Source organism: Alteromonas sp. AWJ4_197, assembly GCF_056160285.1.
In genome coordinates, this window is sequence record NZ_JBSWWW010000003.1 from 470249 (window position 1) to 485741 (window position 15493).

Below are 15493 nucleotides of genomic sequence, written 5' to 3' on the forward strand. Positions count from 1 at the left end.
TATGCAGGCATTTACCACTCATACCGGCACCGTGTTGCCGTTCGACAGAGCCAATGTGGATACCGATGCCATTTTGCCTAAACAATACCTCAAGTCGATAAAGAAATTTGGCTACGGAGACTGGCTGTTTGATGATTTGCGTTATCTCGATGAAGGTGATGCAGAAACCGAAACATCAACGCGCAGGAAGAATCCGGACTTTATCCTTAACAAACCGGGCTGTGGCGACAGCAGTATTTTGCTGGCGCAGGACAACTTTGGTTGCGGCTCAAGCCGTGAACATGCTGTGTGGGCGTTACGTGATTACGGCTTCCGCGTTGTGATTGCCCCCTCATTCGCCGACATCTTTTACAACAACTGTTTTAAGAACGGCATTTTGCCTGTCACCCTCCCACAGTCTGTTGTGGATTGCCTGTTTGCACTGCGTAAAGACAGCAATTTCTCAATGACGGTTGATTTGGAGAAATGTGAAATCCGCACGGGAACCGGCGCAATATGGGAATTTAAAATCGACCCGTCACGCCGGCAGAACCTGCTGTCGGGTGATGATGAAATTTCTCTGACACTTCGGGAGTCTTCCCGTATTGCAGCTTTCGAGGCCACACTGAAAGCCAATGAACCCTGGCTGTTTGCAGAGATTGACTGACAAAATTAAAACGCAGCAGAAAGATATCTGCTGCGTTTAATCTGTCAGAGATTATTGCCTGTAGGCAGCGATCCGCTTTGCAATATTGTCGCGGATATCGGCGTAAAAGAGACCGAACTCGTGATAGTGCATACTGCCCCCGAAGGATGGTGATAAATCCAGTGCAGGGTCGTAATCAACTATCAGGTAGCCACGCTCGCATCGCGCCTCTACTGCGCCTTTTACCAGTGCGTTCACCTTACCTTCTCCGGGGGCTCCGGGTACCGCACCTTTTGACGCACCCGCCGGCGCTTCAGGCTTGCTGGTGTCGAACGTTAACGGGTTTACGCATACAGCGTCCCGTCCTTCCTGAGTGTTGTAGGTATACGCATACCGCGACCCCGCGAACTGCGACATTTTATCAATATCCAGGTCTTTTGTGCCGGCGTTCCAGGCAAGCACACAGCCGGTCTGCTCAGGGGTACTGCACAGTGACAATGTTTTGTACGTGCGGCCGAAATCTCCCTGCATTAAATCAATCCCGATAATATATGCAGCAACCATTTTTTGTTGTACAGGCTTACCGTCGATGCGATCTTTCAGCAGCCAGTATGTCATTAGCGCGCCCTGGCTGTGCCCCGCAATGATAAAGGGCTTCCCCTTGTTCATGTGAGTCATGTAATAGTCAAACGCAGCAAGCACATCACTGTACGCCAGCCGGTAGGCTTTTCCGCCATCACCGGAAAGCGTAGGATCGCCCCCTGATTTGAAACTTGCCTGCCGGTACCTGGGTGCAATCACTGTGCAACAGTCGTTAAATACTGACGCCTGCCTTGCCATCACACTTACATCAGTCCAGTGATTTGTTGTCTCATCCGACAAGGTTTGATTCCAGACGCTTTTATCTTTTAAGGTCGTCGGGTGAATGTAAAATACATCAGTATTTTTTATTTCCGGATCAAAAGACAGCCCTTCAGGCACAGCCGCCGTAGCGCCTGGAGCACCGGGAAGTGCAGCCCAGTATGCCGGTTTAGCATAATCCGGAGCAGGTGGCGCATCAGCAGCGCTGAAAGCATTGCTGTCCTGCGCATTTAAAGCAGGTGCTATGAATAAAAATAAAACCGGAAGTACACACCGGATAGAAAAAGTTGCCATGTTGACTCCGTGAAATAAAAGCTATTTATACATAACAATAAAACAAAAAAATATGCAACGGCTGACAGTGAAAGAATCCCTGAGCCCCTTAAAATTACGGGATAACGGTGTCCTTTTTAGCAAATGTCAAATTTGCAAATAACGTTTTTGAGGAGTAACGATCTGGTTGAACGGGCAAAAATAAAAACCCAACCTTCTGATAAATTTGAATAAATATAAAAAAAAGTATGTATCTTTATTTTAAATAAGTGGTCAGGACACACTAATTTGAGAAAATCGCTTGCACAAAAGATAATCTCTATGCTTAATAGCCATAACAATATGTCATTAGCGTTAAAATAATAATCACACCGCTTATTAGGCCGTATTGTTGGAATTAAAACAGGCGTGTATTCCAATTGGAGTCACCCGAAAGAAAACCAATAAAAAGCAAGTGATACAGGGAAAAATTTAATGAGGCTCAATAAACTGACAGTAGCGGTTGCTCTGGCAACCAGCTCACTACATTCCATCGCGTCTGCGAACGAGACCATAGAAAAAATCACCGTTACATCACGGCAGGTTGAAGAAAGTATCCAGGAAATTCCGCTGGCAGTAACTGCACTGACTGGTGCTGATATTGAACAGGCAGGACTGGAAGATCTGCGGGATATTACCCATATGATTGCAGGGCTGCAGATGGACGGATATCCTGGCAAAGTATACACCACGCCGACCATTCGTGGTCTGGCACAGGTTTCCCGGAGTGATGACGAAAACAATACATCTATATTCATTGACGGCGTTTATGTATCCGGTCGTGACGGTCTGGATTCGAGCTTATTAGATCTGGAACGTATTGAGGTTGTTAAGGGACCTCAGGGTGCACTGTACGGTCGCAACAGCTATGCAGGTGCTATAAACTTTATCACCCGCAAAGCCAGTGATATTTTTGAATCTAAAGTCAGTGCTACGGTGGGCAATTACGGCAAAGTAAAGACCTCTCTGATGGTTACAGGTCCTATTGCCGACGGGTTATACTACCGTGCTAACATGACCTATGATGACTGGGACGGGGGTTACGAAAACAGTAACGACGGCTCTGACATTGGCGGCTACAAGTCTAACTTCTACAGCGGTTCATTACGGTACGATGGAACCGAGAATTTCGAAGCCAATCTGAATACCTATTACTCGGTAGATAAAATCGATGTGAATGCACAGGCCATTATAGATGGTAACTGTCAGTCGCCAACTTCTGCCATCTTCCCTGAAGGTTATACATTCCAACGTTACTGTGGTGAGGTACCCTCATTGGACCGTGACGACCCGGAAATCTGGACATTTACCACTGTAGCACCGCGCGGGGATCGGATGTTGAGCCGAACTAGCTTGAATATGACTTACGATTTTGCGACAACCCGCCTGACATCCATTACCGGTTACAACTATATGGAAATGTCAGCCGTTACCGATCAGGACCGTCAGCTTGAAGGTACTAACTACTGGCTGCCGGATTTCTCCGGTTTCGTTACACTGCCCTCTTATGTAGCTTTTGGTAATCAGCGCCATGCCGAATGGAGCCAGGAACTACGCCTGCACAATACTGATAAAAGTCAATTGCAATGGCTAGTCGGCGCTAGTTATTACGAACTTAAACGCGAGGTGCGTTCCTGGTTCGGTATTGACGACTCCAGCCTTGAAGAGGGTCAAACCGCGGTTTCATACTTCGCACCATTCACCGATTTATCCGACGGCTTTCCTTCAAACCTGTTTGATGAGCTGGCTAATTACGGCGGACTCACAGGCGACGGCACTAACCGCACTAAAACAGCAGCTGTTTACGGCTCTTTAACCTATGCAATTAACGACGAATGGACCGTTCGCGGCGAACTGCGCTTAACAGAAGAAACGAAAAGCCTGGTTGATCCGGTAACAGTAAGAGACCAGGAACAGGACTGGACCTTTGTTACACCACGGGCCTCAGTGGATTATCAGATGACACCGGATATTCTGTTCTATGGGTCTGTTGCACAAGGCGTAAAATCAGGAGGCTTTAATGCCCCTAACGCTTCTCTGCCAGAAGAATTCGAATCCTATGACGAAGAGAGCAACTGGACATACGAGATTGGTATGAAGTCAGACTGGCTAGATCAACGTTTACGGGTGAATACAGCTATCTTTGATGTGGAGATGGAAGGCATTCAAACCTCTTCTCAGATTGAAGGCACTACCATTTTCACCGTGCAGAATGCGGGTGAAGGACGCTCCAGAGGTTTTGAACTGGAAGTTGCCGGCGTACTCAATGAGCACCTTGAAGCAGGATTCGGGTATGCACTGGCAGATGCCAAATTTACTGATGCTGAAGACGGTAACCTTGCCTCACTGGTAGGCGTGATCGACGGCATTGATTCTGTATCCCTGGATGGTCAGCAATTGCCGCGTATGTCTAAGCATACTTTCAATGCGCAGATGATTTACCGTACGCAAGTTACTGCGGAAATGGAAGGTTATGCGCGTATCGACGGCCGCTATGAGTCGAAAAAGAAAGGTTCTAACCATGATGCCCTCGACTACGTCGGTGCACGTACTGTTGTGAATGCCAGCATTGGCGTGAACTCAGAACAATGGGAGGCGTCTTTGTGGGTAAGAAACCTGTTTGATAACGATACCCCGCTTATTGCCGGCAGTACACTGTTCCTCGGTGACTTTAACCGCTTACCTACAGTTGCCATGGGCGAACCAAGAACTTTCGGTATAACCGGTACTTACCACTTCTAATCTACTTTTCGAACGCCCCGTTCAAGGGGCGTTTTTCATTCTGCCTAAGCCTTTCACCTGCCTGAAAATCGAACACATTCGCTCATCTACCAACAATCAGCGCTACAGGGGCGAAGTCGAAGGCGTCCTGATTGATGACAAACTGTCATTCAGAGTATCTGCCGAACATTACGATAAAGAAGGTGCATGGGATAACGCCGGAGAAGATGGCGGGCGTATGGGCGATCAGCAAACAACCATGGCAAACGTTTATGTTCTTGCCCGCCCCACCGATGATCTGACTATAAAGCTGTTTGGCTTCATGTCAGAAGATAACGATGGCCCTGCTGCTTCAGCGTTTATTTCTGCCTACGATATCAATGATTTTACCGGCAACGTGGTTGTGCAGGGACAATCAAATTGCCTGATAAACGGCAAACCGTATTTCTGTTCTGTACCGGATAAAGCTGACCCGATCAGTTACAACACCTCAGCTTCTGAAGCATCCAAATTTAATACACTCACCACCTTACTTTATGTGGTACCGGATTCAGTCACGCCCGGCGGCGAGTTCAGCGATGCCTTATATTACTTCATGCGTGCCGATTATGTTTTTAAATCAGGTCAGTGGGTCAATCAGGCCAACTTCCTGAAAACAGGTGCAATTCAGAAAGTAAATCTCAGAGCAGGTATTACTGTGGACAATATCGACATTCAGGTATTTGTTAACAATGCCTTTGAAGATACCGATTACACGACGGGTTACGATTAATTCGCATTCCAGTACGACTTTGCGTATTTCGGAAACAATTCCGGACTTGTCATGGGCCTGCCTGAACTCCGGACTTTCGGGTTGCAGGCGAAGTGGTCATTTTATTAAACCGCAGGTTTATCTCTACCAAAAGCCATCCCTGCCCCGGCAAGGATGGCTTTCTTTCTTGTTCAATCTATAAACCCCCTTCACTCGCCTTATTAATTTAATTCATAAGTCACTGATTTAAAGAACAACTCTTGAATCACCTTCACATAAATGTCATAAAAGCATATCATTTTTTGACAATAGTCATATTTAATTCTTGCTCCTGATGGTGAGATGAACAAAAGAAAAGCGATCAAAGAATCGCGATTTGCCACAACACGTTTTGAACAGGTAAGTAGGAAAAACATAATGACTCCAAGTACTCCACGCCAACTGGCTAAGTTCAGTCTGGTTGCTATCGCACTGAGCGCCGCTTTTTCTCCCGTTTCCGCTCAGGAAGCTGTCAGTGAAGACAGTATGCTAATCGAAAAAATAGAAGTGACCGCCAGGAAGCGTTCAGAAAGTTTACAGGAAGTGCCTATTGCCGTATCAGCAATGACATCTGAAAACATTGATAAGCAGGGCATCATTTCCGTTGGCGATTTACAGAATTTCACCCCGGGCCTGGTAATTTCCAATAACTATTCGGGCAAAGCAGACCGCTCAGTACAAATCTTCACCTTACGTGGCTTCACCCCTAGCAACGGTAATGAAGCCACTGCATCCATGTTTATTGATGGCGTACCGGTTTCTTCTACCACGGCTATTTCCTCTATCGGCAGTCCTGAACGGGTAGAGATCCTGCGCGGTCCTCAGGCTGCGTATTTCGGCCGTAATACCTTTGCCGGTGCTGTTAACATCGTCAACAAAACGCCTAATGAAGAATGGGCCGGGTCTGTGGATCTGACAGTAGGAAATTACGACTACTCACGCCTGCGCGGTGAAATTGAAGGTGTGATTGTTGAAGACAAATTATCCTTCCGCGCCACTGCAGAAACTTACGAGCGTGAAGGTGCCTGGGATAACAGTTACAGTGACGGCGGTACCCTTGGCGATCAGAAAACTACGATGGCAAATCTATATCTCTACGCAACTCCCACAGACGACCTGACTCTTAAAGCTTTCGGGTTTTATTCCAGGGATGAAGATGGTCCCTCGGCTTCTGCGCTTATTTCTGCCTATTCACTTGATGAGTACAATTTAACTGGCCAGTCTAACTGCACCATGAACGGCAATCCCTATTTCTGTTCGGTACCTCAAAAAGCAGATCCTCTGGCTTATAACACGGCAGCCAGTGACAGCTTACAAGCACTGTTAAGTAACCCTGAGAACCGGCTGTCTTCCACCAGCCTGCTTGATGGCTATGGCCTGGGTCGTGAGTTCTACCACGCTCATCTGGTGGCGGACTGGGATGTCACCGACACCATCACGTTATCTTCACTGACCGGTTATAACAATGAAGAATGGATAGGCGTCAACGACATCGATCATTTTGCTTCTGACAGCTATTTCTACACCTACGTAGTCGACAAGAAAAATGAAGATGTATCCCAGGAATTCCGTTTAAGCTACGCAGGTGACGGCAAGCTTAACGGCTCTGTAGGCGTAAGCTATCTGGATGCCAGTAAACAAAGTGCAACAGCGGGTGTTGTGGCAGGCTACACGCCGGCCAGTATCAATCCGCCGTCTGAAACCAAAGCGGAAACCACGGGCGTATTCTTCGGCCTGACCTACGATTTATCAGACGATACCACACTGAGCATGGAAGGCCGCTACCAGACTGATGAGTTGTCATCGCTGGACAATACCGGGACCGAACTGGCAAACGAAAAATTCACTAATTTCATGCCACGGATCATCGTTGATCATAAACTCAGCGACGATACCATGGCCTATGTCAGCTATTCAAAAGGTGTCAACCCGGGTTCTTTCAATTCCTATATTACCGGCTACAGTGCGTACATTCAGGAGCAACTTGCTGCTGAAGGCGTGGGCTTTGTCGTTCAGCCTGAAACGGTAAACAACTATGAAGTCGGGTTAAAAGGCTCACTCATCGACGGCTCAATGAATTACGCGCTGGCAGCTTATTACGCACAGTGGAACGATCAGATAAATCAGGCCGGCTATGTGTTCCAGGAAGATTCTGACGCACAGGCAGAAAACGTCGCCGTTTCTGTGAATGCCGGTGACGTAGACCTGTACGGTATCGAATTTGAATCCTACTGGATGGTTACCAGCGACCTGCGGGTTAATGCTTCTGCGGCGTATATCGGCTCAGACATTAACAGCTTCAAATCGAATAACCTGACCAATCTCACTGGGATCAGCGACTTCAGCGGTAAAGAGCAACCGGGTGTATCCAAGTATTCAGGAAACATCGGCTTACAGTACAACGGTGTAGTTGCTAATGAATATGAGTACTTCCTGCGTGGTGACTATATCTACAAATCCGGTATGTGGAGTAACGCTGCGAATATCGTAAAAACAGAGGCGATTCACAAAATGAATCTTCGCGCCGGTGTTTATATCGGTGATCTCGAACTGCAGGCCTATGCGGATAACCTGTTCGATAACGATGAATATACCTTTGCGTTCGACTATTACACTTTCAGCCCGACCTACCAGTACACCGGTGTGCAGTCGGCAATGCTGATGTCGTTACAGCAACCACGGACATTTGGTCTAAGAGCTAAATATTCGTTCTATTAATCAATCGCTCCGGGCAGGTAGCTTTGCCTGCCCTTCTGGCCTGGCCCCCCGTGGCTGATATTCAGCGAAAACACAAAAACATGATAATTCTCAATGCAGCCTTTCATTATCAGAGGCAGATTGGGATACATGATATCCGGATCCATCATCATTGCATTCAAAGCAATTACAACGAGGAAGTGTGAATGATCACTTATAAGAAGTGGGTTAAGCCCGCTAAAACCGGGCAGAAAGCCGCATTAATTGCGACTTTTGTTGCCTCTTTGTTTACAGCGCAGGCTTCTGTGGCTGCCACCGGCACAAAATCAGATCAGACACCTGAATTTCTGACCACACTGGACTATAAAAATCCGGAATGGAACCGCGATACATACGCCCGCCTTGATGCCGATTTAGATCCAACAAAAGAAAAGGTTGGCTGGTTAAAAGGTAAAGTCTTCGGTGTACGCCCCAACGAGCAGATCCGTGAACTGTTTATCATGGAAGGCTTTAGCGTAACCCGCACCAAGCAACTGGAGGATGGCAGCATTCGTCGAATGCTCCGCGAGGTGGTGTTCTACAAAGACATCAAAACCGGTGAAATACTGAAAACATGGCACAATCCTTACACAGATGAAGATGTTCGTGTTGTTCCTATTGCGAACGACCCTTACAACTTCACCATCAGTTCCTATGTGAATATCCCCAATGCCTACGAAGGCACAGACATGGGCAACAAGGCTAAACCCCCTTTCCTGCTGGACTGGACTGAAGGCCCGAATGACACCATTATTTTGAACACCGGCATCAATCTGTTCTATCCGAACCGCCTGCAACCCGAAAAATGGGTACGTGAGTCTGCGGGTAAATTTAACCGTGTGTCAGAACAGTTCATTTATGTATTCAAGAAATCTGACGTGCAGGACCCGAACAAAACCCACATTCCTGCTGTCGGCTCCTGGTCACGCATTACACCATGGCTTCCGTGGATGCTGATGGGTCAGGCTGAAGGTCACATCAGCTACTTCTCAACGTTTACCACGTTACCGGGCGGTATTGATGAATTACCTGAAGATATCCGTGAAGCGGCCCGTGCTATCGATCCTAAGTTCTTAAGTGCGCCCACCGAAGACTACGGTCCGAATGAGTCAAGCCTCGAAGCCTATGCTACCGAGCAGAAACCGGCACCGGTTCCTGAAGGCTGGACACCGCCTGAAGCACCTGCTGAACCTGTATTTCCGCCAAAGCGTTGAGATAATAAGAGGCGGTAATATTAAGTTACCGCTTCTGAATCAAAAAAGCCCTGCTGTCTCGCAGGGCTTTCAGATGCAGCACTTAGTCCTGAATCACAACACCGCACATACGGTCTTCCACTCCAGATAATTATCCAGCGCCTGTTTACCGCTGTCCCGGCCATAGCCAGACATTTTCATACCGCCGATGGGAAGTGCAGCATCAAACATCGAATGACAGTTTATCCATACTGTGCCAGCATCGATTTGACGGGATAAACGATGAGCAGCAGATAAATCCTGTGTCCACACACTGGCAGCCAGACCGTAGTCGTTGTCGTTACACCAGGCCAGTGCTTCCTCAATGTCATCGTAAGGTTCTGCCACCAGCACAGGGCCAAATACTTCTTCACAATGAATGGGCATATCCGGTGTGGTATTAGTGATGACCGTTGGCGTGATGTAAGTGCCATTTTCACCGGTGCGAACGCCGCCGGTGATCACTTTTGCTCCACTGGCTTTGGCCTGTTCAATGAACTGCTCTATCTTCTTCGCCTGCTCAACAGACACAACTGGCCCCATTTGGGTTGCCTGATCAAGACCATGCCCAAGCTGCATGCCTGCGCCGTATTGCGCAATGCCTTCAACCACTTTGTCGAAAATTGAGCGGTGAATATAAGTACGTGAATTGGCTACACATACCTGACCACCATTGAAGAAGATGCCATTGGCAATGCCGGGGATAGCCAGCTCAAGGTCAGCATCCGGCAATACCAACGCCGGAGACTTCCCGCCTAACTCAAGGGTTACCCTGGTCAGGTGCTTTTTGCTGGCATCCACAATGGCACGGCCAGTGGCAGTGGAACCTGTGAAGGCAATTTTATCAACGCCTTTATGGCCGGTGAGTGCAGCACCGCAATTTGCGCCGTCACCGGTCACCACATTCAATACACCGGCAGGTACACCAGCCTCTGTAATCAGTTCGGCAAGGCGCAGGGCACTTAACGAAGTCAGTTCAGCAGGCTTATGTACAATAGTACACCCCGCGGCCAGTGCCGGAGCAAGTTTCATTGCCGTGAGAATAAGAGGAGAATTCCATGGCGTTACCGCAGCAACCACACCCACCGGCTGACGTTCAGTCCAGGCGTGCACCTGTTTACCCTCGGGCTGGTAATTGATGGAGGTATTGACGGTATTGCCATCAAGTGACAATGCCTGACCGGCAAAAAAGCGGAACTGATTAGCCGTTGCCGGAATTTCGGCCCAGCGGGCAACATAGTATGGCTTACCCTGGTCCAGCACTTCCAGCTCGCACAACTCATCCATATTCGCTTCAATTAAATCAGCAATACGGTTAAGTACGGCGCTTCTTTCAAGCGGTGTATAGGCTGCCCACGCACCTTTCAGTGCTGCACGGGCGGCATCCACTGCGGCATCAACGTCTTCTTCCGTAGCATTAGCAATGCGGGCCAGTAACTTGCCTGTGGCCGGATCGGTTGTTTCCAGATAACCTGATTTTGCAGGAGCCTGATAAGCCCCGTTGATATAGAGCTGTTTGTCCTGCACACAAGACAGCAACGCTTTAACATTTTCCGTTTGCGGTGCCGGCGTGGCACCGTCATTCACGACGATTTGTGACATGGTTGACTCCTCTGTTTTCATACAGATTAAAGTTGACCGGGAATGTGTGACGCCTGCTGTTCTGTGTACCAGTCAGCAATTTCTTCCCGGGTTGCCCACCATACGCCGGGCAGGGTTTTGGCATATTCAATGAATTCGCGGATAGCGCGGATGCGGTATGCACGGCCGGTGACGTGAGGATGCAAACCTACGTTCATGATCCGCGCTTGTTTCTCGCCTTCTTTATAGAGCTCATTCAGCTCTTCAATCAGAATGTCGCGATATTCATCTGTGGTGTGTCCACGGCGGGTAATGATGGTGAAGTCATTAATTTCATTGCTGTAAGGCACAGAAACAATAGGACCACTGTCTGTTTTTATCATGTAGGGCTGGTCATCGTTCATGATATCGCAATAGAACTTATAGCCCTCTTCCGCCAGAATCTTCGGCGTATTCAACGTACCGCGCAGTGACGACGACAACCAGCCTTTCGGACGGCGGCCAACATGCTTTTCGTACATGTCGATGGAGCGGGAAATCACTTCCCGTTCTTTGGCTTCGTCATGAGCAAAGTTAGTCAGCAACTCACCTTGTTCATAGTTGTGGGTAATCAGCTCCCAACCGCGGTCAAGACAGGCTTGTACCATGGGGTTACGACGCTCAAATGTGACCGCATTGGTGGTACAGCTGGCTTTCACACCAAGCTCATCAAACAGGTCGTACATGCGCCAGATCCCAACGCGCTGACCGTATTCACGCCAGGTGAAATTCGGGTAATCAGGAATATTACCGGGCAGTGTATCCGGTAATACAGCCGGGCCGCCGGCATAGTAAGGTGCATCGGTATCTTTAATCAGATCCCAGGTTTCCAGGTTAAAAGTCAGTATCAGCGCAACACGCTTGTCCTCAGGCCATTTTAACTGCCCACGCTGGCTAATCGGTACATAATCGTATTGCATCAAAGTTCCTCCAGTAGACGACCAAAACCGGACACTTTGTCGGTAATGCCGTTTGCACGCAGAGCATGCCAGTAAGTTGCCGTATTGATTGCGACAACCGGCTTATTGAGTTCCTGTTCAAGGCGACCTGCCAGACGGGCCATACACAGGTTGGTTCCTACCTGCAAAATGGCATCAACGTTATCGTCGTTCATCTGCTCCACCACCTCGCGAACCTGCTTATGGGTAATTTCAGCAATGGCTGTCCAGGTAGGCGCGCGGAAAGGATGGTCGGCAACGGTTTCAAAGCCGTAATCACTGAGGAAGTTACGTACTTCTGTGTTTGCAACAGGGTAGTAAGGTGACAGGAAAGCGACTTTCTTAATGCCACCAATGGCTTTAAAGGCTTCCACAACAGAAACCGAACCAATAGACGACTTCACACCGGCAACTTCTTCAATGTTGCTCTGCCATTGTTCAGCACCTTTGGCACCGCCATAAAATGTAATGGCAGACATGCCCATAACCAGATAATCCGGTGCGCAGGTCATCACACCGCGAACCGCATCTACGGTGCCTTGATCAATCAGCGCCGTCCCTTTAAGAAAGGTCTCGTCAGACAGTGCGTTTGCATTATCAACGATAATGCGGCTGTAGTGATTGGTTACACCAGCAGGACGCATTTCATCCATTTCCGGCTGTACGGTGGTGTTGGTCGACGGTCCTAAAACACCAAATTTTGCGCGGTAACCTAATACGTCAGTCATTATTGCCTCCTACACAATGCTTTTTTCAAGCTCAAGGCTTTGGTACATGGCCTGGCGGCGCAGGAAGGCCTTACGTTTAATATCGTCGTCGCGGGTATCTTTCATTTCCTGTAAACGCATGGCATGGTTTTCTTCAGGGCTGTGTTCCAGCAACTTTTTGTTCTGCATGGTCTGCGCCTGGATGAAGCTGTGCGTTACCGGGCGGCGCTGGCGATCATACAGTTCAAAGCGTTCGTCATCGTGACCTTCGGTGAGGTTGGCAGCAATTTTGTCGCACAGATTCCATGCATCATGAATACCGCTGTTCATACCGAAGCCGCCTAAAGGGTTGTTCATGTGGCAGGCATCGCCCACCAGGCACACGCGGCCAAAGTTAAACTGCTTCGCCACCCGCTGATGCACACGGTAAATGGTGCGGTGTTCTGTTTTAATGTCTTCACGGCCAATAAGGTCGCGGAACACCTGATTTTTCTTTTCATCCGACAACAGGTATTCGTCTGGCTGATCTTCCGGTGCGGGCACCAGAATGCGCCAGACACTGGGCACACGCAGCAGTACCATCCACTCTTTAGGATCTGAAACGTAGTTCACGTACTCAAGATCAGGGATGTAGTCTTTAAGCTCTGTTTTGGTAGACAGCGTGAGGAATTTCTCCGGGTAGGTGAAACCTTCAAACTCGACGCCCAGCCATTTGCGAATAATAGAGTTACCACCATCGGCCGCCACCAGATATTTGGCCTGCACTTTCTCAATGGCAAACGGGCCTTCCAGCGCCACTTCCACGCCATCTTCTGTCTGTTCAAAGTGAACCAGCCGGTGGTTAAATTTCACCTCGGCTTTCGGGTGGGCATCCAGCTTTTCTGCAATCATGCTGGCCAGCACATGCTGTTCGCATTGCAGCCGATATGGGAATTTTTCTTCCCCTTCCAGTTCAGACAAATCAAACTCAACGGTTTCGCCGCTTTCACGCTCACGGAAATGATATTTGGGCGCTTTCAGGCCTTTCTCGATAAGAGTTTCAGCAATACCAATTTCGTCCAGCATCTCCAGCGTTGGCGGGTGAAAGGTGGAAGCCCGCAAGTCGATGGCACAATTCGGACCCGCTTCACACAGCATCACATCAAATCCCATGGTTGCCAGACGATACGCTGCTACTGTACCTACCGGTCCGGCACCGGCTACGATTACCTGAGTTTTTTTCATAGTTTTTTTACCTTATTTCTTCTGCACTGCCGGGACTTTCCGTGCAATGCATTTTCAGGGTTCACTGACGCGCAGACAGTCGGGCTGTTACTGCTTTTGTTTCCAGATAAGCATCAAGTCCTTCACGTCCAAATTCCCGGCCCCAGCCTGATTGTCCGTAACCTCCGAACGGAATATTGGTTCCGATGGCGCCGTGGCAGTTCACCGATACCTGACCTGCGCGAATACGCGCGACCAGAGCGTGAGCAGTACTGAGACTTTCAGTCCAGACACTGCCCGACAGGCCATACTCGGTGTCGTTTGCCATGGCGGCGATCTCGTCAAGATTGGTAGTACTGAATGACTGAATAGCCATGACCGGGCCAAAGATTTCTTCTCTGACAATGGCCATGTCTCTGTGGCATCCGGTGAAAATCGCGGGCTCAACAAAATGTCCTTTACCCGCCAGCGGGCGGCCGCCGTAAACCAGCTTCGCGCCTTCTTCCTGACCTTTGCTGATATAGCCGAGCACCTTTTCTTTGTGGCCGGCAGAGATGAGTGGGCCGAGGAAGGTTTCCGGCTCCAGACCATGACCAATTTTGAGCGATGAGGTAAATGCAATAAGCTTCTCTACCACCTCATCATGCAGACTTTCATGGATAAAAATGCGGGTGCCGGCCATGCAGTTTTGTCCCTGCAGGAAGAATGTCGCCAGGGCAATGCCAGGGACGACAAGCTCCATATCGGCGTCGGGCATCACCACCACCGGGGATTTTCCGCCCAGCTCCAGCGACACCTTTTTAAGGTTACCCATAGCGGCAGATATCACCTTGCGGCCTGTGGCGGTAGAGCCGGTAAATGATACTTTGTCCACATCAGGATGAGCTGACAACCTAGCACCGGCATCGTGGCCATAACCATTTACAATATTCACAACACCATCAGGGAAGCCGGTTTCTTTGAGTAGCTGCCCGAGCAATAAAATGGACAGAGGCGTTTCTTCCGATGGCTTCACAACAACCGTGCACCCTGCTGCAAGGGCAGGCGCCAGTTTTAAAACGGCGGTAGAAATGGGTACGTTCCACGGCACAATGAGTCCGGCAACACCTACCGGCTCTTTCAGCGTATAGGTAAGCGCTTCGGCTTCCATGGCAACATGTCTGGGAGGCTGGGTCGTGGTGCCTTCGATGTGTTGAGCACAACCGGCGTAGTAGTCGAACATCTCACTGATATTTTCAACAGTCAGTGCAGCAATGAAACGGGGCATACCGTTGTCCAGCACTTCCAGCTCGGTAAACACTTCTGCATGCGCTGCAATTGCAACGGCTAACTTTTTCAGTAACTTTGCACGCTCGAAATGAGAAAGTAACGACCAGGGACCGTTAAACGCTGCTCTTGCCGCCTTTACTGCATTATCAATATCATCTTCCGTGCCGGTACATACCGTAGCCAACTTCTCACCGGTAGCCGGATCGTAGCTGTTCAGCGTATTACCCTTCACGCCTTCTGTATGTTCGCCATTAATGAGCAGTTTATGGGGTTGAGCTAAAAATGCCTTCGTTGCGTCTGATACATGTGCAATGCCTGACCAGGAAGGATCTAAAATGTCGCTTTGCATGGCTGTCTCCAAATCCGGTGCAAAAGCGCGGGTCTGAGTAGTGCTTTTGCTCGTGGGATTCACCTTATAGCCAATGTCTGTGCCCCTCTATGACAAATATCAATCGCCCGGTCTGAACTGTTTTTTACTC

General features: G+C 49.0%; 11 protein-coding genes. 5 read left to right on the plus strand and 6 right to left on the minus strand.

Features of this window, described 5'->3' with window-relative positions:
- Position 1 precedes the first annotated feature (1 nt).
- Positions 2-646, plus strand: coding sequence for a 3-isopropylmalate dehydratase small subunit (gene leuD, locus ACXAGC_RS08645; RefSeq protein ID WP_474844046.1), 645 nt, complete (start codon positions 2-4; stop codon positions 644-646).
- A 51-nt stretch (positions 647-697) separates the two neighbouring features.
- Here the strand turns inward: leuD and ACXAGC_RS08650 are convergent, their stop codons facing one another.
- Positions 698-1780 carry a DUF3089 domain-containing protein gene (locus ACXAGC_RS08650; RefSeq protein WP_474844047.1) on the minus strand — a complete coding sequence of 361 codons (1083 nt, stop codon included), beginning with the start codon at positions 1778-1780 and terminating at the stop codon, positions 698-700.
- 453 nt (positions 1781-2233) lie between these two features.
- On the opposite strand from ACXAGC_RS08650, the gene ACXAGC_RS08655 reads away from it, so the two are divergent.
- The 4 genes from ACXAGC_RS08655 to ACXAGC_RS08670 all read left to right on the plus strand — a co-directional run bounded on the left by ACXAGC_RS08655 (position 2234) and on the right by ACXAGC_RS08670 (position 9259).
- Positions 2234-4540, plus strand: a complete 2307-nt coding sequence (locus tag ACXAGC_RS08655) for a TonB-dependent receptor (protein WP_474844048.1) — start codon at positions 2234-2236, stop codon at positions 4538-4540.
- Positions 4541-4757: 217 nt separating this feature from the next.
- The gene (locus tag ACXAGC_RS08660; protein WP_474844049.1) at positions 4758-5291 is read left to right on the plus strand and encodes a hypothetical protein; all 534 of its coding nucleotides are present in this window, start codon (positions 4758-4760) and stop codon (positions 5289-5291) included.
- A gap of 396 nt (positions 5292-5687) precedes the next feature.
- Complete coding sequence (locus tag ACXAGC_RS08665) at positions 5688-8027, plus strand: TonB-dependent receptor (RefSeq protein WP_474844050.1); 2340 nt, start codon at positions 5688-5690, stop codon at positions 8025-8027.
- Between the two features lie 185 nt (positions 8028-8212).
- Positions 8213-9259 (plus strand): DUF1838 family protein, encoded by a 1047-nt coding sequence (locus tag ACXAGC_RS08670; protein WP_303573250.1) that lies wholly within the window; start codon positions 8213-8215, stop codon positions 9257-9259.
- Positions 9260-9352: 93 nt separating this feature from the next.
- Here the strand turns inward: ACXAGC_RS08670 and ACXAGC_RS08675 are convergent, their stop codons facing one another.
- The 5 genes from ACXAGC_RS08675 to ACXAGC_RS08695 form a co-directional block, all read right to left on the minus strand.
- Complete coding sequence (locus ACXAGC_RS08675; RefSeq protein WP_474844051.1) at positions 9353-10879, minus strand: aldehyde dehydrogenase family protein; 1527 nt, start codon at positions 10877-10879, stop codon at positions 9353-9355.
- A gap of 26 nt (positions 10880-10905) precedes the next feature.
- A complete protein-coding gene (locus tag ACXAGC_RS08680; protein ID WP_474823988.1) occupies positions 10906-11817 on the minus strand; it encodes a polysaccharide deacetylase family protein in 912 nt (303 codons plus the stop codon).
- Positions 11817-12563, minus strand: coding sequence for a maleate cis-trans isomerase family protein (locus ACXAGC_RS08685; RefSeq protein ID WP_474823990.1), 747 nt, complete (start codon positions 12561-12563; stop codon positions 11817-11819). Before ACXAGC_RS08685 ends, ACXAGC_RS08680 begins: the two co-directional genes overlap by 1 nt.
- A 9-nt stretch (positions 12564-12572) precedes the next feature.
- The gene (locus ACXAGC_RS08690; RefSeq protein WP_474823992.1) at positions 12573-13766 is read right to left on the minus strand and encodes an FAD-dependent oxidoreductase; all 1194 of its coding nucleotides are present in this window, start codon (positions 13764-13766) and stop codon (positions 12573-12575) included.
- Between the two features lie 61 nt (positions 13767-13827).
- Entirely contained in the window at positions 13828-15363 is a 1536-nt protein-coding gene (locus ACXAGC_RS08695; protein ID WP_474844052.1) for an aldehyde dehydrogenase family protein, read from the minus strand.
- Between the last annotated feature and the right edge of the window lie 130 nt (positions 15364-15493).

Bases quoted from the DNA above. Each gene is read 5' to 3' on its own strand.
- leuD (WP_474844046.1), top strand. From the start codon at position 2: ATGCAGGCATTTACCACTCATACCGGCACCGTGTTGCCGTTCGACAGA.
- ACXAGC_RS08650 (WP_474844047.1), bottom strand. From the start codon at position 1,780: ATGGCAACTTTTTCTATCCGGTGTGTACTTCCGGTTTTATTTTTATTC.
- ACXAGC_RS08655 (WP_474844048.1), top strand. From the start codon at position 2,234: ATGAGGCTCAATAAACTGACAGTAGCGGTTGCTCTGGCAACCAGCTCA.
- ACXAGC_RS08660 (WP_474844049.1), top strand. From the start codon at position 4,758: ATGGGCGATCAGCAAACAACCATGGCAAACGTTTATGTTCTTGCCCGC.
- ACXAGC_RS08665 (WP_474844050.1), top strand. From the start codon at position 5,688: ATGACTCCAAGTACTCCACGCCAACTGGCTAAGTTCAGTCTGGTTGCT.
- ACXAGC_RS08670 (WP_303573250.1), top strand. From the start codon at position 8,213: ATGATCACTTATAAGAAGTGGGTTAAGCCCGCTAAAACCGGGCAGAAA.
- ACXAGC_RS08675 (WP_474844051.1), bottom strand. From the start codon at position 10,879: ATGTCACAAATCGTCGTGAATGACGGTGCCACGCCGGCACCGCAAACG.
- ACXAGC_RS08680 (WP_474823988.1), bottom strand. From the start codon at position 11,817: ATGCAATACGATTATGTACCGATTAGCCAGCGTGGGCAGTTAAAATGG.
- ACXAGC_RS08685 (WP_474823990.1), bottom strand. From the start codon at position 12,563: ATGACTGACGTATTAGGTTACCGCGCAAAATTTGGTGTTTTAGGACCG.
- ACXAGC_RS08690 (WP_474823992.1), bottom strand. From the start codon at position 13,766: ATGAAAAAAACTCAGGTAATCGTAGCCGGTGCCGGACCGGTAGGTACA.
- ACXAGC_RS08695 (WP_474844052.1), bottom strand. From the start codon at position 15,363: ATGCAAAGCGACATTTTAGATCCTTCCTGGTCAGGCATTGCACATGTA.